The sequence below is a fragment of the Brevundimonas naejangsanensis genome, assembly GCF_003627995.1.
GTDB lineage: Bacteria > Pseudomonadota > Alphaproteobacteria > Caulobacterales > Caulobacteraceae > Brevundimonas > Brevundimonas naejangsanensis_B.
The window spans coordinates 1,986,939-2,009,366 of record NZ_CP032707.1 but is presented as its reverse complement, the minus strand read 5'-3'; the positions used below and the strand labels follow the sequence as shown (position 1 = coordinate 2,009,366).

Annotated in this window: 16 protein-coding genes and 1 tRNA gene; 6 read left to right on the top strand and 11 right to left on the bottom strand. The window is 68.8% G+C overall.

Going from position 1 to position 22,428, the window contains the following annotated elements; genetic code table 11:
- Window positions 1–56: 56 nt before the first annotated feature.
- On the bottom strand, window positions 57–2,504 hold the full coding sequence (locus D8I30_RS09455) for a zinc-dependent metalloprotease (protein WP_121482523.1): 2,448 nt from the start codon (window positions 2,502–2,504) through the stop codon (window positions 57–59).
- Window positions 2,505–2,575: 71 nt separating this feature from the next.
- Window positions 2,576–4,318 carry a gamma-glutamyltransferase gene (gene ggt / locus D8I30_RS09450; protein WP_121482522.1) on the bottom strand — a complete coding sequence of 581 codons (1,743 nt, stop codon included), beginning with the start codon at window positions 4,316–4,318 and terminating at the stop codon, window positions 2,576–2,578.
- 382 nt (window positions 4,319–4,700) lie between these two features.
- Here ggt and D8I30_RS09445 point away from each other — a divergent pair, with 382 nt between their 5' ends.
- Window positions 4,701–7,745 (top strand): TonB-dependent receptor domain-containing protein, encoded by a 3,045-nt coding sequence (locus D8I30_RS09445; RefSeq protein ID WP_346426476.1) that lies wholly within the window; start codon window positions 4,701–4,703, stop codon window positions 7,743–7,745.
- Between the two features lie 84 nt (window positions 7,746–7,829).
- A complete protein-coding gene (locus tag D8I30_RS09440) occupies window positions 7,830–9,281 on the top strand; it encodes an amidohydrolase (protein WP_121482520.1) in 1,452 nt (483 codons plus the stop codon).
- Window positions 9,282–9,635: 354 nt separating this feature from the next.
- Here the strand turns inward: D8I30_RS09440 and D8I30_RS09435 are convergent, their stop codons facing one another.
- Both D8I30_RS09435 and D8I30_RS09430 read right to left on the bottom strand, forming a co-directional pair.
- A complete protein-coding gene (locus D8I30_RS09435; protein ID WP_240387203.1) occupies window positions 9,636–11,006 on the bottom strand; it encodes an amidase in 1,371 nt (456 codons plus the stop codon).
- A gap of 221 nt (window positions 11,007–11,227) precedes the next feature.
- Window positions 11,228–13,510, bottom strand: coding sequence for a S9 family peptidase (locus tag D8I30_RS09430; RefSeq protein WP_162938851.1), 2,283 nt, complete (start codon window positions 13,508–13,510; stop codon window positions 11,228–11,230).
- Window positions 13,511–13,904: 394 nt separating this feature from the next.
- Here D8I30_RS09430 and D8I30_RS09425 point away from each other — a divergent pair, with 394 nt between their 5' ends.
- Entirely contained in the window at window positions 13,905–14,720 is an 816-nt protein-coding gene (locus D8I30_RS09425) for a ferredoxin--NADP reductase (RefSeq protein WP_121482517.1), read from the top strand.
- A 4-nt stretch (window positions 14,721–14,724) separates the two neighbouring features.
- Window positions 14,725–15,057: a chorismate mutase gene (locus D8I30_RS09420; RefSeq protein ID WP_121483482.1), complete on the top strand. Its 333-nt coding sequence runs from the start codon at window positions 14,725–14,727 to the stop codon at window positions 15,055–15,057.
- A 156-nt stretch (window positions 15,058–15,213) separates the two neighbouring features.
- On the opposite strand, the gene D8I30_RS09415 is transcribed toward D8I30_RS09420, so the two are convergent.
- The gene (locus tag D8I30_RS09415; protein WP_121482516.1) at window positions 15,214–15,567 is read right to left on the bottom strand and encodes an Hpt domain-containing protein; all 354 of its coding nucleotides are present in this window, start codon (window positions 15,565–15,567) and stop codon (window positions 15,214–15,216) included.
- Window positions 15,567–16,982: an amino acid permease gene (locus tag D8I30_RS09410; protein ID WP_121482515.1), complete on the bottom strand. Its 1,416-nt coding sequence runs from the start codon at window positions 16,980–16,982 to the stop codon at window positions 15,567–15,569. Before D8I30_RS09410 ends, D8I30_RS09415 begins: the two co-directional genes overlap by 1 nt.
- A 196-nt stretch (window positions 16,983–17,178) precedes the next feature.
- On the opposite strand from D8I30_RS09410, the gene D8I30_RS09405 reads away from it, so the two are divergent.
- Window positions 17,179–17,254: transfer RNA gene (locus D8I30_RS09405), tRNA-Lys, on the top strand.
- Window positions 17,255–17,340: 86 nt separating this feature from the next.
- A complete protein-coding gene (locus tag D8I30_RS09400) occupies window positions 17,341–18,558 on the top strand; it encodes a CaiB/BaiF CoA transferase family protein (RefSeq protein WP_121482514.1) in 1,218 nt (405 codons plus the stop codon).
- A 162-nt stretch (window positions 18,559–18,720) separates the two neighbouring features.
- Here the strand turns inward: D8I30_RS09400 and D8I30_RS09395 are convergent, their stop codons facing one another.
- From D8I30_RS09395 to cyoC, 5 genes are read right to left on the bottom strand one after another with little or no spacing between them, the layout of a single operon-like run.
- On the bottom strand, window positions 18,721–19,257 hold the full coding sequence (locus D8I30_RS09395) for a response regulator transcription factor (RefSeq protein ID WP_121482513.1): 537 nt from the start codon (window positions 19,255–19,257) through the stop codon (window positions 18,721–18,723).
- An 8-nt stretch (window positions 19,258–19,265) separates the two neighbouring features.
- Window positions 19,266–20,606: an ATP-binding protein gene (locus D8I30_RS09390; protein ID WP_121482512.1), complete on the bottom strand. Its 1,341-nt coding sequence runs from the start codon at window positions 20,604–20,606 to the stop codon at window positions 19,266–19,268.
- Entirely contained in the window at window positions 20,606–21,382 is a 777-nt protein-coding gene (locus D8I30_RS09385; protein WP_121482511.1) for an SURF1 family protein, read from the bottom strand. Before D8I30_RS09385 ends, D8I30_RS09390 begins: the two co-directional genes overlap by 1 nt.
- Window positions 21,383–21,401: 19 nt before the next feature.
- Window positions 21,402–21,785: a cytochrome o ubiquinol oxidase subunit IV gene (cyoD, locus tag D8I30_RS09380; protein ID WP_121482510.1), complete on the bottom strand. Its 384-nt coding sequence runs from the start codon at window positions 21,783–21,785 to the stop codon at window positions 21,402–21,404.
- Window positions 21,782–22,426, bottom strand: a complete 645-nt coding sequence (cyoC, locus tag D8I30_RS09375) for a cytochrome o ubiquinol oxidase subunit III (RefSeq protein ID WP_121482509.1) — start codon at window positions 22,424–22,426, stop codon at window positions 21,782–21,784. The genes cyoD and cyoC overlap by 4 nt, the downstream gene beginning before the upstream one ends.
- Window positions 22,427–22,428: the final 2 nt, after the last annotated feature.

The following is a 22,428-nucleotide window of genomic DNA, read 5'->3' as shown; positions in this document are numbered from 1 at the left end:
GGATCGCGTCCGGCTCTCCGAGGCTCAAGCCCTCTCCCGCCGGGAGAGGGTTGAGTTCAGATAGGCGCGCCCGGCGGGACCGGTTGCGCCACCGGCAGCGTCTCGCTCAACGCCTTCAACCCCTCGACCGGACCCGTCAACGCTTCCGCCAGATAGGCGCACTGCGCCGTTTCCAGCCGGTCGCCGCGGCAGCGTTTCAACTGCTCGCCGAACCGCCGCGCGCTGTCGCGCACCGCGCCCTGCGCCGTCGAGGACAGGTCCTTGCCCTGGATCAGGGCGGCCAGATGGGCGGCGTAGCGGGCGCGGGCCACGCGGCGCAACTCGGCCTGACGCGGGTTCAGGGCGGCGCCCGGCCCCACTACCACGGCCACCCGGTCCAGCGTCTCGATCAGGCCCAGCTGCCCCGGATCGCGGCGTTGCTGCTCGACCAGGCGGTTCAGGCGCTCGGGCGCCAGCAGGGTCTCGAACACCACCTCCGTCGCTGAGGCGGCCGCCGACGACGGGTCGAAGACGGCGTCGGTCTTGCCCTCGAACAGTTCGATCTGGGTCTGCCGGTCGCCGCTGCCCGACTGCACCGAGGACAGCAGGTCGATGACCCGGTCGGGCAGGTCCAGCACCTCGGGCGACAGGGCCCGCATCAGGGCCTCCAGCGCGCCACGCTGGCGCTCGGCGGCGATAGGGTCGGCGCGCTCGTGCCCGTCGCCCTTGACCGCATAGGCGTAGTCCACGCCGCCGACCAGCCGCCCCACCGCCGTCGTCTGATAGCGGTGATAGAGGTAGATGGGCACGATCACCCGGCGCAGGTCCGCCGCAGCCGCCCCGTCAGGCAGGTTGTCCAGGCCAAAGCGCGACAGGGCGATGCGACGCACCGCCAGGGTGTTGGCGAACTCCGCCGTCGAATCCTCGCCGTTGTCCCACATGGCGCCGTAGGCCTGCAGGCTGCCCAGCGGCCGGGTGTCGCCGTCCGAGACGAAACGATAGCCCTTGGCTTGCGCCTCGGCCGCCAGGGCCGCGCGACGCGCGACCGGGTCCTGGCCCGGCGCATCGCCGTACAGCCAGTCGACGACATAGCGGTCCCAGGCCCCGACGCCGGTCGTATAGGCGCGGCTGAAGTCCAGACGGTCGCCGTCCGCGATCACCCAGGGCGCCGGATAGTCCATGACCGAGGCGCGCCCCTCATAGGTCGAGGCGGCGAAATTGTGGGAGATGCCCAGGGCGTGGCCGATCTCGTGCGCCGACAGGTGGCGCAGGCGGTGATAGGCGAGACGGTCGGGGTCGTCCTCGCCGCCCGTGCCGGCGCGGGCGGCGCCGACCAGGCCCTCGATGATCATCTTGTCCTGGCGGTCGCGCAGCGAGCCCAGTTGCACCACGCCGCGCACGATCTCGCCGGTGCGCGGATCGTTAACGCTGGTGCCGGTCGACCAGCCGCGCGTCTCGCGGTGGACCCAGGAGATGATGTTGTAGCGGGCATCCATCGGATGCGCCCCCTCGGGCAGGAGCTCGACGCGGAAGGCGTTCAGATAGCCCGCCTGTTCAAAGGCTTGCGCCCACCAATTGCCGCCCTCGATCAAGGCCTCGCGGATGGCGGGCGGGGCGGCGCGGTCGACGTAGAAGACGATCGGCGTCTTCACCGGCGAGCGGGCAGCCGAAGGGTCGGTCTTCTCCAGCCGGAAGCGGCGCGCCAGGCGGCTGACCACCGGCGTGTCCAGGTCGGCGGCGAAGTCGGTCACCAGCACCTGGGCCGAGGTGCCCGAACGCGGGTCGTGCAGGACAGGCTTGAAGCCCTCGTCCGGCAGGCGGATGAACGAATGGCGCACCGCCAGGGTGACCGAGCGCGTCTCGGGCGAGACGCGTGACAGCTCGCCTCCCGGCTCGTCGCTGGTGAAGGTCTGGACCGTCTGGAACTCGACGTTGTCGGGGAAGACCAGGGTCTCGGCCGTGTCGACGTAGCTGAGGTTGGCGGCGGGCTTGAAGGTCCCCAGCTTCGCCCGCTTCAGGCGCCCGACGGCGTTGATCGCATCCCGTTCCAGAAAGCCCGACAGATCGACCGTGACCGAGCCGTCGGCGCCGGTCTCAGCCACCTCGCCCGACCAGACGACCGGCGAGACGAAGGAGGCGGCGACGGCGTTCACCTGGTCCGGGTCGGCGTCCACGGCGCGGAAGCGAGTGTTCTCGAACGCGGCGAAGACCCGGTCCCCGACCTTGCGGAAGACCACGATCTGCGCCTGCCCCAGGCCCGAGCGATCCAGCCCCGCCCCATCCATGCCCAGGCCCGCCGACAGGCCCGGCTGATAGAGGTATCGGCCCAGGACGCCGTCCGCCCCCGGCGCGGGCAGGCGCACCGAAATCTTGCCCTTGCGGCTGTCCTGGCGAACCCCGAACAGCCCGTCCTGCCAGGCGGCCGACGCGGCAGCCGAAGCGGGCGCCGTCTGCGCCGCCGTCGGGACCGCAGCCCCGGCCAACACCAAGCCGGCGGCGCCCGCCAGCAGAACCTTGCGCAACATCGGCTTCCCCCTCCGACTGAATCAACAGCGGACGTTCAGATCACTGAACGTCCGGAACGGCAAGCGGCCGCTCAGCGCACTCCCAGAGCCAGGGCGTCCGGGCGACGGGTGTCGGCCGCGCCCAGGAATCGATCGCCCTCGACCATGATGGACTGGGTGCTGCCCATGGTCATGGACGGACGCACCGTATGGCCGCGCTCGCGCAGCAGGCGCTCCACGTCGGGCGAGAAGCCGCCCTCCAGCTCCAGCGGGCTGTCGCCGCCGCCCTGGTTCAGGCGCGGACGCATGGCGGCCTCGGCCACGTTCAGCCGGTGATCGATGACGTTGGAGATCAGCTGCACCATGGTGGCGATGATGTAGCCGCCGCCCGGCGTGCCGGTGACCAGCCAGGGCTTTTCGTCCTCGAACACGATCATCGGCGTGATGGTCGAGCCCAGGCGCTTGCCCGGCGCCGGCGAGTTCGGCTCGCCGCGCGTGCCCCAGGAGAAGTTGTCCAGGTGGTTGTTCAGCAGGATGCCCGTCCCCGCCGGGGCCACGTGCGCGCCATAGGAGTTGGACAGGGTGTAGGTGTTCGACACCGCATTGCCGTAGGCGTCGGCCACCGAATAGTGGGTCGTATCCTGGCTCTCATACGGATAGGGATTGCCCTCGGGAATGTCGGCGGCCTTCAGCGTCTTGTCGGTCGAGATCAGCTTGACCCGCTCGGCGGCGAATTCCTTGCTGGCCAGGCCGTGGGCCGGGGTGTTCCACTGCGGCGCCCCGCCGATGAGGCGACGGTCGGAAGAGGTGATCTTCATCGCCTCGGAGATCAGGTGCAGGCTGTCGACGCTGCCCCAGCCCATCGAGCGCAGGTCGAAATGCTCCAGCAGGTTCAGCGCCTGGGCGACGCTGACCCCCGAGGCCGTGGGCGGCATATAGGCGATGCGGTGGTCGCGATAGCTGCCCCAGATCGGCTCCGACACGTCGGCGCGATAGGCGGCCATGTCGGCCATCGTGATGACGCCGCCGCCGGCCTGGACGCCGGCCACGATCTGGCGCGCCAGTTCGCCCTTGTAGAATTCGTCCGCCCCGCCGCGCGCCACCTTGCGCAGGCTCTCGGCCAGCAGGGGCTGGCGGAAGATTTCGCCCGCGCGATAGGGCGTGCCGTCCGCCTTCAGATAGGCTTCGCGCGCGCCCGGATCGGTGGCCAGCACCCGCGCCCGGCCCGCCGTGGCGTCGGCCTCGCCGTCGGACAGGACATAGCCCTCCTCGGCCAGCTTGACCGCCGGGGCCAGCAGGTCGGCCCAGGGCATGGAGCCGAAGCGCTGGTGCGCCTCCCACATGCCCATGACGGTGCCCGGCACCGAGACGTTGATGAAGCCTGACGGCTTGGAACGGTCGAACCGGCCGTTGTCGTCCAGCAGCAGGTCCGGCGTCGTCGCCGCCGGAGCCGTGCCGTAATAGTTGATGGCGATGGTCTGGGCCGGGCGCTGGGCCGTCGCCGCCATGTGGATGATCATGTAGCCGCTGCCGCCGATATTGCCGGCGCGCGGCAGGGTCACCGCTTCGGCGAAGGCCACGGCGATGGCCGAATCCACCGCATTGCCGCCCTGGCGCAGGATCTCGACGCCGACGCGGGTGGCCGGATCGCTCTGGCTGACCACCATGCCGCCGCGGCCGACCACGGGGCTGTGGATCTGGCCGTAGTTGACGATGTCGCCGCCGCTGCCGGTCGCCGGACGGACCGCCGCTTCCTGCGCCAGCACCGGCCCCGCCAGCAACATCAGCGCCGCCGCGGACACCGCCGTCGCCGACCTCATCAAACCAAAACGCATGCTGTTCCCCGCCACAAATCCCCTCGACAGCTGCGAACGCGCGGCCGCGTCAGGACAATATTGTCAATATTCCTAGCGATAGCATTGCTGAAAACCGCAGTTCAAGGGCGAGTTTTGGCGATTATAGCGCTCAATATCTCGGATATCAGCAATATTTATTCGGCAAAGGTTGACGACCCCACTATGGCCGCATTTAGTCAGAACCGAGGCAAATCGCCGCGCCGAATTTGATTTTCATCGAACGACGCTCACCGGATTCGCCTCTTCGACACAATCGGTCAGGGACAAGGCGCCTAATCGGAGGGGAGCCGCGCGCTGATCATCAATGGGGATGCCAAGTTTCATGAGTTCAGTCTTCGCGCGTCGCAGCATGAGAACGGCCTTGCTGGCCACCACTGCCCTGTTCGGCGCAACCGCCGCCGCCGCCCAGGAGGCCGACCAGGCCACCCAGCTCGATGAGATCGTCGTCGTCGGCTCGCAGATTCGCGGCGCCAAGGTGACGGCGGCGCTGCCGGTCACCAACATCGGCGAGGAGCAGATTCTGTCCTCGGCCGCCACCTCGGGCGACGAGCTGATGCGCTCCATCCCCCAGATGGGCGATGTGACCTTCAACTCGGCCTATCTGCCGGCCAGCTCCAACTCGGCGCGCGGCGACACCGGCTCGGTCAACCTGCGCAACCTGGGCATCGGCAACACCCTGGTGCTGCTGAACGGCCGCCGCGTCGTGGGCCACCCGACGTCCCAGGCGAACGAGCACCTGGTCCCGGTCCTGACCTACAACACCAATGCCATCCCGGTGTCGGGCCTGAAGCGGCTGGAGGTGCTGCGCGACGGCGCCGCGGCCATCTACGGCGCCGACGCCGTGGCCGGGGTGGTCAACACTGTCCTGCGCGACGACATGAACAACTGGACCGTCTCGGCCCAGTACGGCGTCGCCGAAGGCACCGACATGTGGGAGACCAACTTCTCCCTCTACGGCGGCCATGACATCGCCGACGGCCGGGGCAACATCTCCCTCTTCTTCAACTACGACCACCGCGACGAGCTTTCGACGCTGGATCAGGACTACACCGCCTCGTCCGACCGCCGTCCGCTGTTCGCGGGCACGGGCTTTGAGACCAGCACCTCGCTGAACGGCCTGTCGTCGCTGACGCCCTGGGGCTATTTCCGCACGTCGGGCGGGGCCGTGCGCCTGCCGGGCGCCAGCAGCAACCTGGCCTCCTTCGGCATCCAGCCCGGCACCCTGAAGAACTGCGCCGCCGCCCTGGGCAATGGCCTGTGCGTCAAGTCGGGCGTCTCTGTCGATCCGGCCATCCAGTCCGACGTCGCGGCCGAAGACCTGACCGTCATGCCTCAGGTCGACCGCTACAACCTGTTCATGACCGGCCGCTACAAGCTGAACGACAGCGTCGAGGCCTTCGGCGAACTGGGCGGCTACTACGCCGAGACCTGGGCGCGCCAGGCGCCGATCAACACCCTGTCGTCGATCATCCTGACGATCCCCAAGACCAACTACTACAACCCGTTCGGCCCGATCACCTTCGCCGACGGCACGGTCAACCCGAACCGCATGCCGGGCATCACCGCTCCGGCGGGCGGGGTCGATCTGCAGCTCAGCGGCTATCGCTTCAGCGACCTGGGCCCGATCGAGGTGGACGTCACCAACAAGCAGTATCGCGCCCTGGGCGGACTGCGCGGCGACTGGAACGGCTGGAACTGGGAAACCGCCCTGCTCTACTCCGAGGCCAGCGCCGAGGACCTGAGCGACAACATCGTCACCAGCGCCCTGCAGAAGCAACTCGCCCTGTCGACGCCCGACGCCTACAACCCGTTCAACGGCGGCGACCTGTCTCACCCGAGCTTCGGCGACGGCACGCCCAGCAGCCAGGCCGCCCTGGACGCCATCCGCACCAAGATGCGGCGCTATACCGAAACCAGCCTGGCCCTGTGGGACTTCAAGATCTCCCGGCCTGACCTGTTCACCCTGCCGGCCGGCCCCGTCGGCATGGCCGCGGGCGTCGAGGCGCGTCACGAAACCCAGCTGGACGATCGCGACCATCGCATCGACGGCACGACCACCTTCACCGACGTCTCGGGCGCCGTTTACAGCGACCTGATCAACTCCTCGATGAACCCGGACACCGAGGGCGAGCGCGACGTCTATTCGGCCTACCTCGAGTTCGCCGTTCCCCTGGTCTCGCCCGAGATGAACATCCCGTTCGTCCACAACCTGGAAGCCCAGGTGGCGGGCCGTTACGAGCACTATTCGGACTTCGGCGACGTGGCCAAGCCCAAGGTCGCCGTGGCCTGGGACCTGGCCGAGGGCGTCCGCGTTCGCGGCTCCTGGGCCCAGGGCTTCCGCGCCCCGAACCTGGAGCAGATCAACGCCAGCATCGTCACCCGTTCGAACAGCAGCACCGACTGGGCCTATTGCGAAGCCCTGTCTCGCCGGGGCGCCATCGCGGGCCTGGGCAGCTGCGTCGGGGCCAGCATCCCGAACGCCTTCCCCGACGCCGCCTCGGTCAACACCGCCCGCATTCGCCGCAACGTGGCCGAACAGCGCGCGGGCAACCCGAACCTGAAGCCGGAAGAGTCCGAAACCATGTCGTTCGGCGTGGTCCTGCAGCCGGACTTCACCCCGGCCAACCTGGGCGACTTCACCGTCACGGTCGACTGGTGGAACGTGCAGCAGGAAGGCATGGTCGGCGTCTTCCGCGGCCAGAACGCCCTGACGCTGGACTATCTGCTGCGCAAGCAGGGCTCGTCCAACCCCAACGTCGTGCGCGCCGCGCCCACGCCCGAGGACATCGCCATCTACGCTGGCACCGGCCTGACCCCGGCGGGCGAGATCCTCTACGTCAAGGACCTGTACGACAACCTGCAGCCGCAGGAGGTCCAGGGCATCGACCTGGGCGTCATGTGGAGCCTGCGCGGCACCCGCGTCGGCGACTTCAGCGCCAACCTGAACGTCTCGCACCTGCTGAAATACTACCTGGAGCCCTCGCCCCAGGTGCAGGCCCTGATGGACGCCAAGGCCAAGGGCGAGATTGACCCCGTCGTCTCCTTCAGCGGCGCGGCGGGCGACCTGATCCGCGACAACAGCCGCCCCGAGTGGAAGTGGTCGGCCTCGGCCACCTGGCGCTATCAGAACGTCACGGTCGGCGCCTACACCTCCTATACGGGCAGCGTCTATCAGGACTTCCTGACCAACGGCGCGGGCCAGGCCTGGGTGGTGGACTCCCTGCTGACCGCCAACCTCTACGGCGAGTATGAGTTCGACAACGGCCTGCTGGAAGGGACCGCCGTCCGCATCGGGGTGCGCAACCTGACCGACGAGCAGCCGCCGCTGGCCGCCGACGGCTACCTGGGCACGGTTCACCAACCCTATGGCCGCTACTGGTACGGCAGCATCCGCAAGACCTTCTGATCCGGTCTTGAGGCCTTCTCGGGCGGGGGACGACCATCCCCCGCCCTTTTCGCTTTCACGAAGTCAGTTTTCTGGAGTTCCCTGATGAAACCCGTCTCGATGCGCGTCCTCGCGTTCGCCGCCGCCCTGACCGGCCTCGCCGCCCCCGCCATGGCCGCCGAACTGTCGCCCCAGGCCAAGGCCCAGATCACCGGCACGGTCGAACGCAATCAGCCCGCCCTGGATCACGCCGCGCTGGAGATCTGGAAATTCGCCGAGCTGGGCTATCAGGAGACGCAGAGCTCCACCTTGCTGCAGGGCCAGTTGCGCGACGCGGGCTTCACCGTCACCCCCGGCATCGCCAATGAGCCGACCGCCTTCCTGGCCAGCTTCAAGACCGGCGACGGCCCGATCATCGCCGTCCTGGCCGAGTACGACGCCCTGCCCGGCCTGTCGCAAACCCTGAACCCCGTGCAGGAATCCGCCGGCGCGGCGGGCGGCCACGGCTGCGGCCACAACCTGTTCGGCGCCGCCTCGGTCCACGCCGCCATCGCGGTCAAGGAATGGATGGTCGCCAACAACATCAAGGGCGAGCTGCGCGTCTATGGCACCCCCGCCGAGGAAGGCGGCTCGGGCAAGGTCTATATGGTCCGCGACGGCCTGTTCGACGACGTCGACGTGTCGCTGCACTGGCACCCCGGCAATGTGAACTCGGCCCGCCAGGGCGACACCATGGCCAACGTCTCGGGCAAGTTCCGCTTCTACGGCACCGCCGCCCACGCCGCCGCCGCGCCCGACAAGGGCCGCTCGGCCCTGGACGGCGTCGAGGCCATGAACGCCATGGTCAATCTGATGCGCGAGCACGTGCCTGACCGCACCCGCATCCACTACGCCATTACCGACGGCGGCAAGGCGCCCAACGTCGTCCCCGCCTATGCCGAGGCCTATTACTACGTCCGCCACAACAATCCGGAGATCGTCCGCGACGTGCTGGAGCGGGTGAAGCTGGCCGCCGACGGCGCCGCCCTGGGCACCGGCACCCGCGTCGAGTTCGAGGCCATCGGCGGCGTCTATTCCATGCTGCCGAACGAGGCCCTGATGACCGTCATGGACCGCAACCTGCGCAGCGTCGGCGGCATCACCTGGACGCCCGAGGAAATCGCCCTGGCCACCGAGATCCAGAAGACCCTGCCGACCAAGCCGGACCTCGCCAGCGTCGGCCAGATCGAGGACGCCGTGATCGGCGGCGACTTCGGCGGCTCCACCGATGTGTCGGACGTGTCCTGGGTCACCCCGACGGTCGGCCTGTCGACGGCGACCTTCGTGCCCGGCTCGGCCGGCCACTCCTGGCAGAACGTGGTGGCGGCGGGCACGACCATCGGCCTGAAGGGCGCCCACCTGGCGGCCAAGACCCTGGCCCTGACCACCGCCGAACTGTTCCAGAGCCCCGAGACGATCGCGACCGCCAAGGCCGAGTTCGAACGCCGTCGCGGCCCGAACTTCCAGTACCGCGCCCTGCTGGGCGACCGCACCCCGGCGCTGAACTACCGCGACTGATGCGTCGTTGCCCTCGGGCTCGTCCCGAGGGCCGTTTCCTTCTTGCCGTCATCCCCGGGCCTGTCCCGGGGATCCAGACACTCAACCTTGGCCCACCGCCCGCGCGCCTTGGGATCAAACCTCGAGTTTATGGATTCTCGGGACAGGCCCGAGAATGACGGGAGAAGAAGGCAGGCTGAGCGTTCCGGATTGGGACAGCCACCCTGATCCCGCGCCCCGATCTCAATGAATTCGCGGCCTTGCGCCCTTCCCAAGCGCTTTTGCCCGCCGCCTTCCGGCCATGCCTCATCATGCCCCTCGCTCAGCACCGCAGAGGGGATTTCAGACGATTCAGACGAATTGGACTCTGTTTTTCTAGCCGCCCGAAGCGCCTGACCCCGGCGGCGGTCGGCGCTCGCGCGTCGCCTGTTCGTAGGCGTGGCCCAGCGACAGGATGCGGGCGTCGTCCCACTGGCCGCCGATGAAGCTGAGGCCGACCGGCATTCCGCGATCGAAGCCCATCGGCACCGTCAGGTGCGGATAGCCCGCCACGGCCGCCAGCCGGCTAGCCGAGCCCTGGGCGCGGTCGTCGTCGTTGGGATCATTGGTCCAGGCGCGCGAAGTGGTCGGGGCGATCAGGGCCGCCACGCCGTGCTCGCGCATCATGCGATCGATGCCGTCCGGCCCCGCCGCCTGGAACGCCTTGGCCCGCGCCTCGAGATAGGCCGGGTCGTCCAGCCCGGAGGTCGCTTCGGCCATCTCGAAGAACTCCTGCCCGAACAGTTCCGTCTCGCGCGGTTCGGCGGCGTTGAACCCGATCACCTCGGCCAGGGTCCGCGTCCTGACCTGGGCCGGGTCGGTCGAGGCCAGATAGGCATTCAGGCCGTGCTTCAGCTCAGTCAGCATGCCGGTGAGCTCCCAGCCGCCGATGGCCTGCAGGTTCGGCCCCGCGGCGATCTCGACCACCTCGGCGCCGGCGGCGCGCAGGGCGGCCACCGCCCGGTCGAACTCCGCCCGGGTCTCGGGCGAATAGGCGGGCAGCAGGAAGCCCATCACCCCCAGTCGCGCGCCGCGCAGGCTGCCGGGGTCCAGGGCCGCGCGATAGTCGACCTTGCGCGCGTCCGCCTCGGCCGTCGCCGGGTCGGCCGGATCGGACCCGGCCATGACGGTCAGGACGATGGCCGCGTCCTCCACCGTCGTGGCGAAGGGGCCCGGCGTGTCCTGGGAATGGCTGATCGGGATGACGTGGGTGCGGCTGACCAGGCCCACGGTCGGCTTGAACCCGACCACGCCGTTGACCGAGGCCGGGCAGACGATGGAGCCGTCCGTCTCGGTGCCGATGCCGACGGGCGCCAGGCCGATGGCGACCGCCACGGCGCTGCCCGAGGACGAGCCGCACGGCGTCCGCTCCGGATCATAGGGATTGCGCGTCTGGCCGCCGACGGCGCTCCAGCCGCTGATGGAGCGCGACGAACGAATGTTGGCCCATTCCGACAGATTGGTCTTGCCCAGGATCACCGCGCCGGCGTCCCGCAACCGCGCCACGATGGGGGCGTCGCGGCCGGGCGCGTTGTCGGCCAGGGCCAGAGATCCGGCCGTGGTCGGCATGTCGCGCGTCTCGATATTGTCCTTGAGGAGAACCATCATGCCCCGCATCTGAGCGGAGCTTCCGTCTTGCATCCTCATGGCTTCTGGCCGCGACCATCGGAGCACGCTCCCATAACGCGCATCCGTCAGCTGCAGCATTCCAACGAAAGACGCCGCCGAAGGCGCCCGCTCTCGGCAGACCTCGATGTCGGCTCCATCGGGAATGGAGCCGCCACGCGCCACGGCGCCGCGACGAATTTCAGCTTGCTCGGCGGGAGCCATCTGGCTGAGCAAGCGACAGCCGGAATGGGATGCTGTCGCCTGGGCGGCTGCCGGGGTTACAGCCCCCCAACAGAGAGCCCCGGCGGCCGCCGCCGCGATCAGTCCGCCTTTGCGGGCGCCCGCGTGCCGATGGTGCGGTCCAGGAAGTCGAGATAGGTGCGCCATAGGTGAAGCTGCCTCTCATTGCCGCGCACGCCGTGGCGCTGACCCGGATAGAGCATGGTCTCGAAGGGGATGCTCTTTTCCTGCAGCGCGTTCAGCACCCGGGTGGTGTTCTCGAAGATGACGTTGTCGTCGGCCATGCCGTGCAGCAGCAGCAGACGTCCGGTCAGGTGGTCGAGACGGCCCAGCACGTCCGAGGCGGCGTAGCCCTCTACGTTCGCCTGCGGCGTCGACATGTACCGCTCGGTGTAAGCCGTGTCGTAGAGGCTCCACTCCGTCGGCGGGGCGCCGGCTAGGGCGGCGGCCAGACCCATCTTCGGCTCGGTCAGGGCCATCAGGCTCATGAACCCGCCGTAGGACCAGCCCATCATGGCGATGCGGTCGGCGTCGACGTAGGGCAGCGAGCGCAGATAGTCGGCGCCGATGACCTGATCCTCGATCTCGGGCTGGCCCATCTTCAGATAGAGGGCCTGTTTGAAGGCGGCCGAGCGGTCGCCCTCGCCCCGGTTGTCCAAGCGGAAGACGATATAGCCCGCCTCGGTCAGCAACTGCGTCGTCGCCCCCTGCCAGGCGTTCTTGACGCCGCCGCCCGACGGGCCGCCATAGACCTGCATCACCACAGGATACTGCTTCGACGGATTAAAGCCCGGCGGCGTAGTCATCTGCCAGACCACGGTCTCGCCATGGCTCTGCAGGGTGCCGAAAGTCGGCTTCTGCTGGCGCTCGGCGTAGGGCCAGAAGGGGTGGCCGGGCTGCAGCTTGTTCTCTTCGATCCAGCGCACGCGCTGACCGTTGATCGAATAAAGCGCCGACTGCGACGGGGTGTTCACGTCGCTGTAGTTGCCGACATAGGCCGTGCCCGTGCCGTTGACCGTGGCGCTCCACCAGCCGCCGCGCGGGGTGACCTCGCTCGGCGCCAGCGTGCGCTTATAGCTGGCGCGGAACAGCTGCTGCTCGATCGGGTATTCCTTGCCGTCGCGCATGGAGGCGGTGAAGAAGACCTCGCCCGTGTCCTGGTTGACGCCCGCCAGCGACTTGACCGGATAGTCGCCGCGCGTGATCGCGCGCAGGCGGCGTCCGTCCTTGGCGTAGAGGTACAGGTGACGCCACCCGCTCTCCTCGCTGGACCAGATGAAGTTCCCGTCCTTCAGCGCCTTGAAGTCATGGGTGACGTTGACCCAGGCGTTCGAGGTCTGGCTGGCGATCACGCGGCTGGCGCCCGTGGCCGGATCGACGCTCAGCAGGTCCAGCCGCTTCTGGTCGCGCGACAGGCGCTGGACATAGGCGACCGAGCCATCCGCCGCCCAGTTCACCCGGCCCAGATAGATGTCGGTATCGGCGCCCAGATCGACCTTGACCCGCTGGCCGCTCTGCACGTCCTGGACATAGAGTTCGACCACGGCGTTGGGCCGCCCGGCGCGCGGATAGCGTTGCGAAATGACCGAGGCCCCGCCGCCGGTGATGTCCAGACGCGGGATGACGTCGACCGGGCTCTCGTCCGTGCGTTGCAGGGCGATGTAGCGCTCGTCCGGGCTCCACCAATAGCCGGTGTCGCGGTCCAGCTCTTCCTGGGCGATGAACTCGGCCGTGGCCCAGGTGATCAGGTCCTTGCCGTCCGTGGTGATCGCCTGTTCGGCGCCCGTCTCAAGGTTGATCAGGAACAGGTTCTGGTCGCGCACGAAGCTGACGAAGGCGCCCTTGGGCGACACCTTGGCGTCGATCTCATCGGCCGTCGTCTCGGTCAGACGTCGCACCGAGCCGTCGGCGCGGTTCGCCAGGAAGACGTCGCCTTCCAGCGGCGCCAGAATGTAGCGGCCCTGTTCGTCCCACGAATATTCGACCACGCCGCGCTGGCTGATGCGCATGCGTTCACGGCGCGCCTTCTCGGCCTCGGACAGTTCGCCCGCATCGGGGACCAGGGCGCGGGCGTCGATCAGCTTGAACGGCTCGCCGCCCTTCACCGGCGCGGCCCACAGGTCCAGCACGTCCACGTCATCCTCGCGCGAGCGCAGGAAGGCGACCAGTTCGCCGTCCGGCGACAGGCTGACGCCGCGCGCCACCGGCCCGGCCAGCGAAGGGTTCGAGAAGACCCGCTCGACCGTCAGGATCGAGGACGCGGGCGCCGTGGCGGCGGGCGGCGTCGCGGGCTGCGGCGTGGATTGGGCGAAGGCCGAGGTCGCGGCCATCAGGATCGTCGAAGCAAGGAGAAAAGTGCGCATGGCGGCGAAGCTAGAGGCGGAATCCTCCGTCGTCATCCGCAATTCGTCCTTCTCCCCTTGTGGGAGAAGGTGGGCCCGAAGGGCTCGGATGAGGGGTTTCTCCGACAGGGGCAAAAGCCGCGTGATCGGACAGGTCGCGAGACCCCTCATCCGTCAGGCTCCGCCCGCCACCTTCTCCCACAAGGGGAGAAGGGAGAAAAACAGAGTCCAATTCGTCTGAATCGTCTGAAATCCCATGCGGCGCGCGATCATTTCCCCCACTCGACCGGAACGCAGCCTAGCACAGGCGGAGAGGCAGGCTGGCCGATTGCGGTTCAGCATCCCTGCCGCCGCAAGGATGGAAGGATCGCCGCACCACCTTTCGCAATCGCCCTCGACCGCCTAGTTAGGCCCCATGTCCGACGCCTCCCTCGCCGCGCCGCCCGTCAAGGCCAGCCCGTTCCACGATCTCGAAGTCCTGTGGGTCCGCCACTGGAACGACCAGCTGTTCAGCTTCGGCGTGAAACGGCCCGAGGATTTCCGCTTCCGCTCGGGCGAGTTCGTCATGATCGGCCTGCCGGGCGAAGACGGCGGCAAGCCCATCCTGCGCGCCTATTCCATCGCCAGCCCCTTCTGGGCCGAGGAGCTGGAGTTCTTCTCCATCAAGGTCGAGGACGGCCCCCTGACCTCGCGCCTGCAGAAGATCCAGCCGGGCGACAGCGTGCTGATGGGCAAGAAGCCGACCGGCACCCTGGTGCTGGACGCCCTGACCGGCGGCGAGCGTCTGTGGCTGATCGGCACGGGCACCGGCCTGGCGCCCTGGCTGTCGGTGGCGCGCGACCCCGAGACCTATTCGCGGTTCAAGCAGGTCATCGTCTGCCACACGGTGCGCAACGTCGCCGACCTGGCCTATCGCGACTTCTTCACCCACGGCATCCACAACGATCCCCTGATCGGCGACGAGGCCAAGGCCCAGCTGACCTATTATCCGACCGTGACGCGCGAACGCTTCGAGACGCCGGGCCGCATCACCGACCGCATCAAGTCGGGCGACGTCTTCGCCGACCTGCAACTGCCCATCGGCTTTTCGCCCAACAGCGACCGCGTCATGCTGTGCGGCTCGATGGCCATGATCAAGGAGACCGGCGAACTGCTGGAATCCTATGGCCTCAAGGAAGGCTCGAACGCCGAACCCGGCGACTATGTTCTGGAGCGCGCCTTTGTCGGCTGACCTGATGACCGCCCCCCGCACCGTCGCCATCGACGCGCGCAAGGCGCCCGAGGACTGCGCCACCATGGTCGACGTGCGTCAGGGCGTGGATGCGCTCGACCGCGCGCTGGTGACCCTGCTGGCCGAGCGCCAGCGCTACATGGACGCCGCCGCCCGCATCAAGCCGAACCGCGACGCCGTCTTCGATCAGGCCCGCATCGACGACGTGGTGGCCAAGGTGCTGAAGGCGGCCGAGCCCGCCGGTCTCTCGCCCGACATCGCCGAGCCGGTCTGGCGCCTGCTGATCGACCGCTGCATCGCCCACGAGTTCGGCACCTGGGACAAGACGCGGGTCTGAGTTTCCTTCTCCCCTTGTGGGAGAAGGTGGCAGGCGAAGCCTGACGGATGAGGGGTCATGCCCACGCATCCGTCAGCTTCATGATCAACAGTCGAGAAACCCCTCATCCGGCCCTGACGGGCCACCTTCTCCCACAAGGGGAGAAGGACTCATGCTTCAGCCCTTCAAACTCCTGAGCGCCAGTTCGTGGCGATAGGCGGCGACATCGGCCAGGGCCGCGTCCAGGGCCGTTCGCACCCGCTCCAGCCCCGCCGGGGCGGCGGCCTGTTCGCCATGCTCCACCGCGGCGCAGACCTCGGCCAGGGTCTTGGCCCCGATGCCGGCCCCGGCCCCGCGAATGGTGTGCACGGCGTCGCGCCAGCCCTCGCTCGAGGCGTCCAGCAGGGCCGACCACATGCGGGCCTGTTCAGCGAACAGGCCCAGCACTTCGTCGGTCACGTCGTCCATGCCGCCGGTCATGGTCTCGAGGACGGTGAAATCCACCGCCCCCGACAGGTCGCGCCTGGCCATCAGCCCTCGGCCTCCTGGCCCTTGGCCAGGCGCGAGTTGCGCGACGACCAGACCAGATAGACCGCCAGGCCGAACAGGTTCCACAGCAGGAAGTAGAACTGGGTCGAGGCCTTCAGGCTGAAGAAGAAGGTGATGCAGCCGATGATGGCGATGCCGCCGACCAGCCACCACAGCGGCGCCTTGAACTTGCGCTCGCGGTTCGGCTCGCGCACGCGCAGAACGATCAGGCTGACCCCCACGGCCATGAAGGCCATCAGGGTGCCGGCGTTGGCCAGCGACGCCAGTTCATCCAGGCGCATGATGCCGGCCAGGACGGCCACGACGATGGCGGTGAAGATCGTCACCACCGTCGGCACGCCGCGGTTCGAGATCTTGGCCAGGCGGTTGGGCAGCAGGCCGTCACGGGCCATGCCCAGGAAGATGCGGCTCTGGCCGAACAGGAAGGCCAGCAGCACGGTCGGCAGGGCCACCACGGCGGCGGCGGCGATCCACTGGGCCGCAACGCCCTGGCCCAGGCCGCGCATGATCAGAGCCAGGGGCTCGGGGCTGTCGGCGAAGCTGGCGACCGGAGCGGCGCCGATCGCGGCGGCGGCGACGGCGATATAGAGGACGGTGCAGACCACCATCGAACCGACGATGCCGATGGCCAGGTCGCGCTCGGGCTTCTTGGTCTCCTCGGCCGCCGTGGCGATGGCGTCAAAGCCGTAGAAGGCGAAGAAGATGATGGCCGCCGCCGCCATGACGCCCGTCTGGACGAAGGGGGCGCCGAAGCCGTGCGGCATGAAGGGGGTGAAGTGGGCCGCGTCGAAGTTCGGCAGGGCGATGGCGACGAAGGCGACCAGGGCCGCGATCTTCACCAGCACCAGCACGGCGTTCAGCGTGGCGCTCTCGCGCGTGCCCAGCAGCAGCAGGCCGGTCACCACGCCAATGATGGCCACGGCGGGCAGGTTGATCAGCCCGCCCTCGACGTGCGGCCCGACCGTCAGGGCCGTCGGCAGGTCAAGCCCCAGCCCGGCCAGGAAGGGCACGGCGTAGCCCGACCAGCCCACGGCCACGGCCGAGACGACCAGGGAGTATTCGAGGATCAGGCTCCACCCCACGACCCAGGCGAAGATCTCGCCCAGCGCCGCATAGGAATAGGTATAGGCGCTGCCCGAGGCGGGCATGATGGTCGACAGCTCGGCGTAGGCCAGGGCCGCGCAGGCGCAGACCAGGCCCGCCAGACCGAAGCTGATCAGCACCGCCGGGCCCGCCAGCCCCGCGCCGACCCCGATCAGGGTCAGAATGCCGGTGCCGACGATGGCCCCGACGCCCAGGGCCATCAGGTGCGGCCAACTGAGGGTTTTCTTCAGCGCCGGCCCCGTGTGCGGGGCCAGCATGGCGTCGATCGAGCGCCGACGATTCCAGAAGGCCATAGTCTCTCACTCCCGTCGCCGCTCTCTTTCGGCGGCTGATTCAAGCCGCGACCTTAGCGCGCGATGTAAACGTCATAAAAGATGCATTTGGCGCTTGCGCCTCCCCCCGCTCGCGAGTAATAGGAGCGCCCTTCGCCGAGGCCATCAACGCCGCGGCGAAGGACCGGCGCCTCACCAAGGGCGCAGACGACGGTACGGGTGATTAGCTCAGTTGGTAGAGCAGCTGACTCTTAATCAGCGGGTCCACAGTTCGAACCTGTGATCACCCACCATCGTCTCTTTCTTCTACATCGCTGAAATGCGGTCGCGCTTCGGCGCGGATCGTTCGGGCGCGCGCGGATTCTGCTAGGAGTCGGCCATGTCCGACGCCGCCTCGATTCCCTCCGCTTCGCTCTCCGCCCCTCACGGCCCCCTCGCGGGCCTGCGCGTGCTGGATCTGTCGCGAGTCCTGGCCGGGCCGTGGGCGACGCAGACCCTGGCCGACCTGGGCGCCGAGGTCATCAAGATCGAGCGGCCGGGCGCCGGCGACGACACCCGCCATTGGGGCCCGCCCTTCACCACCACGGCCGACGGCGCGCCCGGCGACGCCGCCTATTTCCTGTGCGCCAACCGGGGCAAGAAGTCGGTCGAGCTGGACATCGCCAGCCCTGAAGGCGCGGAGGCGGCGCGCCGTCTGGCCGCGACCTGCGACGTGGTGGTCGAGAACTTCAAGACCGGCGGGCTGAAGAAGTACGGCCTCGACTACGCCGCCCTGGCGGCGGTCAATCCGACGCTGGTCTATTGCTCCATCACCGGCTTCGGCCAGGACGGGCCGGACGCGCACCGCGCGGGCTACGACTACATGATCCAGGCCATGGGCGGGCTGATGTCCATCACCGGCCAGCCGGACGGCGCGCCCGGCGCCGAGCCGATGAAGGTCGGGGTGGCGGTCGTGGACCTGTTCACCGGCCTCTACGCCTCCAACGCCATCCTGGCGGCCCTGTGGCACGCCCGGGCGACCGGCGAGGGCCAGCACATCGACATCGCCCTGTTCGACGTTCAGGCCGCCATGCTGGCCAATCAGGCGACCAATTACTTCGTGTCCGGCAAGGCCCCGACGCGGATGGGCAACGCCCACCCCAACCTGGCCCCCTACCAGCCCTTCCCCTGCTCGGACGGCATGGTGATCATCGCCGTGGGCAACGACGGCCAGTTCCGCGCCCTGTGCGGCGCCCTGGAGCTGGAGGCCGAGGACCGCTTCGCCACCAACGCCCTGCGCGTCGCCAACCGCGAGGCGCTGGGGCCGCTGATCGCCGCGCGGACGCAGGGCTTCACCATGCACGGCCTCATGCAGGCGCTGGAGAGGGCGGGCGTGCCCTGCGGCCCGGTCAATACGATCGACCAGGTGTTCCAGGAGCCCCAGGCCGTCCATCGCGGCCTGACGGTGGAGCAGTCGCGCGCCGATCTGGCCCAACCGATCCGCACGGTCGCCTCGCCCATCCGCCTGTCGAAGACGCCGGTGCGCTATGACGCGCCGCCGCCGAGACTGGGGCAGGATACCGAAGAAGTGTTGGGGGCGTTGAAGGCGGAGGGGTGACGCCTCCCCCCTCTCTCAGGCCGTCATTCTCGGGCTTGACCCGAGAATCCAGCAAGCACGACGGCGACCGCATCAACCCATGCCTGTTCAAGCGTTGAGGGGCTGGATTCTCGGGTCAAGCCCGAGAATGACAGCGAGGTAAGGATGAGCGCGCTGTTTGGCTCAGCTGACCTGCCGCTTCTCCAGCTTCCGCGCCAGGGTGCGGCGGTGCATGCCCAGGCGGCGGGCGGCTTCGGAGATGTTGAAGTCGGTCTCGGCCAGGACCTCGTGAATCCGCTCCCACTCCAGGGTCTTGATCGAAGTGGGTCGCGCGCTCAGGGGCGCATCCGGGTCGCCCGCCTCGCGGCCGAAGGCGGCCTCGATGTCATCGGTGCCCGCCGGCTTGGCCAGGTAGTGGCGCGCGCCCAGCTTGATGGCCTCGACCGCCGTGGCGATGCTGGCGAAGCCGGTCAGGACCACGATCACCAGGTCGGGATCGAAGGCGTGCAGGGTCTGGACGCAGGTCAGGCCCGACGCCGCCCCCAGCTTCAGGTCCACCACGGCGTAGTCGGGATGATGCGTCTTCAGCACTTCGACCATCTGGTCATGGCTGTGCGCGCTGACGACCTGATAGCCGCGCCGCTCGAACGACCGCCGCAGGGTCCGCGAAAAGGACTCGTCGTCCTCGACGATCAGCAACTGGCGGGGCGTCTCGTTCATGTCTTCCCTCATTTCGGCGCCAGGGCGTCAATCGGCAAGGTCAGGCGCACCACGGCTCCGCCGCCGCCCGGCGCAGGCCGGTTGGCGGCGGCGACGGTCCCCCCCAGCTTGCGCACCACATTGACCAGCAGGAACAGGCCCAGGCCCGCGCCCGCCCGGGCCTTGGTCGACTGATAGGGCTGGCCCAGCTTCTCCAGCACGGTCGGGGAGAAGCCCGGCCCGTCGTCCTCGAAGGCGATGAACAGGCCGTCGCCGTCGGCGGCCGCGCGCACCTCCAGGCTGCGGGCCCCCGCCTCGAGGGCGTTGTCCAGCAGGGCGCTGAACACCTGCTTCAGCGCGGGATCGGCGATGATGCGCGGGTCGCGCGGCGCCGGCCCGATCAGCCGGACCCGCAGGGCCTCGCCCGCCTTGGCCGACCAGTCGGCGATGATCTCGGTCAGGAAGGCGCCCAGGGTGGTGACGGTCGGCGCCTCGCCCCTCGCCTCGCCCGCCGACATCAGGATGTTGGTGACGATGGATTTGCAGCGCTCGACCTCGGCCTGCATCTGCGCGATGTCCTGGCTCAGGTCCTCGTCCGCCGTCAGGGCGGTCATCCGCCGCCAGTCGCTGAGGATGACCGACAGCGAGGCCAGGGGCGTGCCGAGTTCATGTGCTGCGCCCGAGGCCAGCAGCCCCATGCGGACGATATGGTCCTGCTCCGCCGCCTGCTGCCGCGCCTCGGCCAGATAGGCGTCGCGGGCGCGCACGTTCTGGCTGGTCCGCGTCACGAAGGCGACCAGCAGGATGGCGATCAGGATGAAGTTGATCAGGGCGCCCTGCTGGAGCAACCCCAGCCGCGCGTCGGCGCCCTCCGGCAGGGGCAGCGGCCGCCGCCAGATCGCCAGAACGGCCAGGCAGGCGCTGGTCACCAGCACGAAGCCCCAGGCGTAGGAGGGCCGCAGCAGCACCGCCGCCAGAACCACCTGCATCAGATAGAGGGCGGCGAAGGGATTGGTCGCCCCGCCGCTGAAGTAGAGCAGCCAGCTGAGGGCCGCGACGTCGACGCACAGGGCCAGCAGCAGCTCCGGGTCGGTGACCGCCTTGCGCCGCAGGGTCACGGGAGCGCTGATCAGGTTCATCACCGCCAGGGCCGTCGGCGCCAGCAGCAGCGGCCCCAGCGGCACGGTGATGCCCAGGCCCCAGTGCACGATGACGATGGTCAGCACCTGGCCGATCACCGCCAGCCAGCGCAACTGGATCAGCAGCAGCATATTGCGCCGCCCGGCCGCGCCCGGCGACACCGGCGCCTCGGCGCGCGCGTCCATGCCGAGAAGGGTGCGGGCGATCCGCCCCATGATCGGCGTCTGCATTATCGCTCCCCTCCCCTGCGCCGCCGCGCCTCGCGCGCCCACAGCACAGCGCCGCCCGCCGACATCAGCGCCAGCCCGAACCAGGTCAAAGCATAGACCAGATGGCTGTTGACGAAGCGCACCACCGTCAGCCCGCCGCGCGGCCAGCCGCCGGGATTGGGCGCGGCGTCCGCGTCGATGAAATAAGGGGCGACCGGCCCCTTCAGCCCCCGCGCCTGGGCGATGGCCGCCACGTCGCGCGAGAACCAGCGGTCGCCCGCCGGATCGTTGGCGCGCAGGAAGCCGCCGCCGGGCTCGGTGATGCGCAGCAGGCCGGTGACGGCGACCGGCCCCTCGACCTGTCCCTCGACACGCGCCTCGGGCGCCGCGCGCTCGGACGGGACGAAGCCCCGGTTGACCAGGACGGTGAAGCCCCTGTTCTCGGCCAGGGGCGTCAGCACCCAGAAGCCCGGCCCCAGTTCGGTGACCGCCTTCACCCGGGTCTCGCCCGCGTGCAGGAAGCGGCCCGTGGCCGTGACGCGACGATACTGGTCCGCCCCGCGCGTGACGGCGGCGAAGCCCGCAGGCCCCGGCGCGGGGACGGGCGCGGCGTGGATGCGGGCGTCGACCTGGCGGATCAGCTCACGCTTCCAGGTCAGCCGCTGCACCTGCCAGACGCCCAGGGCCGAGAAGCCCGCGAACAGGACGGCGAAGACCGCCAGGGCGAGGACCAGCCGCCCCCGCCCTCGCCCTCGCTCGCCCGCCCGGCCGGGCGCTGGTTCTGACGAAGGCGGCATGGCCTCTCCCGCTCCGGGGTCAGCCCATCACCTGCATGTCGTGGACGGGCATCATGTTCGCGTTCAGGTGATACATGACCCACACCGACCCGGCGACGGCGATCACCAGGATGACCAGGGTGAAGATCAGCGCCAGCATGTTCCACCCGCCCTCGGAGCGATGGTTCATGTGCAGGAAGAAAACCATGTGCACCACGATCTGCACCACGGCGAAGGCGGTGATGATCAGCCCCGTCGTGGCCGGCGCCAGCGTCCCCGTCATGACCAGCCAGAACGGGATGGCCGTCAGCACGACCGACAGCAGGAAGCCGATCATATAGGTCTTGAACGAGCCGTGGTCGTGCGCCTCGCCATGGGCGGCGTGGTCGTCATGGTGGTTCACGGCGTGGTCTTCGGCGCTCATCGCAGCATCCCCATCAGATAGACGAAGGTGAAGACGCCGATCCAGATGACGTCCAGGAAGTGCCAGAACAGGCTGAGGCACATCAGCCGGCGCTTGTTGGCCGGGATCAGCCCTTTCTGCGCCACCTGCACCATCAGCGTCACCAGCCAGATGATGCCGAAGGTGACGTGCAGGCCGTGGGTCCCCACCAGGAAGAAGAAGGCCGACAGGAAGCCGCTGCGCTGGGGCGTGGCGCCCAGGTGGATCATGTGGGCGAACTCATAGAGCTCGATCCCCAGGAAGCAGAGGCCGAACAGGCCGGTGATCGCCAGCCAGGCCTGCATCTGCGCCGTGCGGTTCTTGACCATGGCCAGCATGGCGAAACCGTAGGTGATCGACGACAGCAGCAGCATGGAGGTGTTCAGCGCCACCAGCGGCAGGTCGAACAGGTCCTTGGGCGACGGGCCCGCGGCGTAGTTGGCCCCCAGCACCGCATAGACGGCGAACAGCATCGCGAAGATGAGGCAGTCGCTCATCAGATACATCCAGAAGCCCAGCATGGTGCTGTGGCCTTCCGGGTGATGCGGCTCCTCCTCCGGGTGGAAGATCGGCCGGCCAGCCTCGTCGACGTAGTCGGGGTGGAAGGAAGGTGCGTGACTCATCG

Bases quoted from the DNA above. Each gene is read 5' to 3' on its own strand.
- D8I30_RS09455 (WP_121482523.1), bottom strand. From the start codon at position 2,504: ATGTTGCGCAAGGTTCTGCTGGCGGGCGCCGCCGGCTTGGTGTTGGCC.
- ggt (WP_121482522.1), bottom strand. From the start codon at position 4,318: ATGCGTTTTGGTTTGATGAGGTCGGCGACGGCGGTGTCCGCGGCGGCG.
- D8I30_RS09400 (WP_121482514.1), top strand. From the start codon at position 17,341: ATGTCCGACGCCGCCTCGATTCCCTCCGCTTCGCTCTCCGCCCCTCAC.
- D8I30_RS09395 (WP_121482513.1), bottom strand. From the start codon at position 19,257: ATGAACGAGACGCCCCGCCAGTTGCTGATCGTCGAGGACGACGAGTCC.
- D8I30_RS09415 (WP_121482516.1), bottom strand. From the start codon at position 15,567: ATGGCCAGGCGCGACCTGTCGGGGGCGGTGGATTTCACCGTCCTCGAG.
- D8I30_RS09390 (WP_121482512.1), bottom strand. From the start codon at position 20,606: ATGCAGACGCCGATCATGGGGCGGATCGCCCGCACCCTTCTCGGCATG.
- D8I30_RS09420 (WP_121483482.1), top strand. From the start codon at position 14,725: ATGACCGCCCCCCGCACCGTCGCCATCGACGCGCGCAAGGCGCCCGAG.
- cyoD (WP_121482510.1), bottom strand. From the start codon at position 21,785: ATGAGCGCCGAAGACCACGCCGTGAACCACCATGACGACCACGCCGCC.
- D8I30_RS09440 (WP_121482520.1), top strand. From the start codon at position 7,830: ATGAAACCCGTCTCGATGCGCGTCCTCGCGTTCGCCGCCGCCCTGACC.
- cyoC (WP_121482509.1), bottom strand. From the start codon at position 22,426: ATGAGTCACGCACCTTCCTTCCACCCCGACTACGTCGACGAGGCTGGC.
- D8I30_RS09410 (WP_121482515.1), bottom strand. From the start codon at position 16,982: ATGGCCTTCTGGAATCGTCGGCGCTCGATCGACGCCATGCTGGCCCCG.
- D8I30_RS09435 (WP_240387203.1), bottom strand. From the start codon at position 11,006: ATGCTGCAGCTGACGGATGCGCGTTATGGGAGCGTGCTCCGATGGTCG.
- D8I30_RS09425 (WP_121482517.1), top strand. From the start codon at position 13,905: ATGTCCGACGCCTCCCTCGCCGCGCCGCCCGTCAAGGCCAGCCCGTTC.
- D8I30_RS09430 (WP_162938851.1), bottom strand. From the start codon at position 13,510: ATGCGCACTTTTCTCCTTGCTTCGACGATCCTGATGGCCGCGACCTCG.
- D8I30_RS09385 (WP_121482511.1), bottom strand. From the start codon at position 21,382: ATGCCGCCTTCGTCAGAACCAGCGCCCGGCCGGGCGGGCGAGCGAGGG.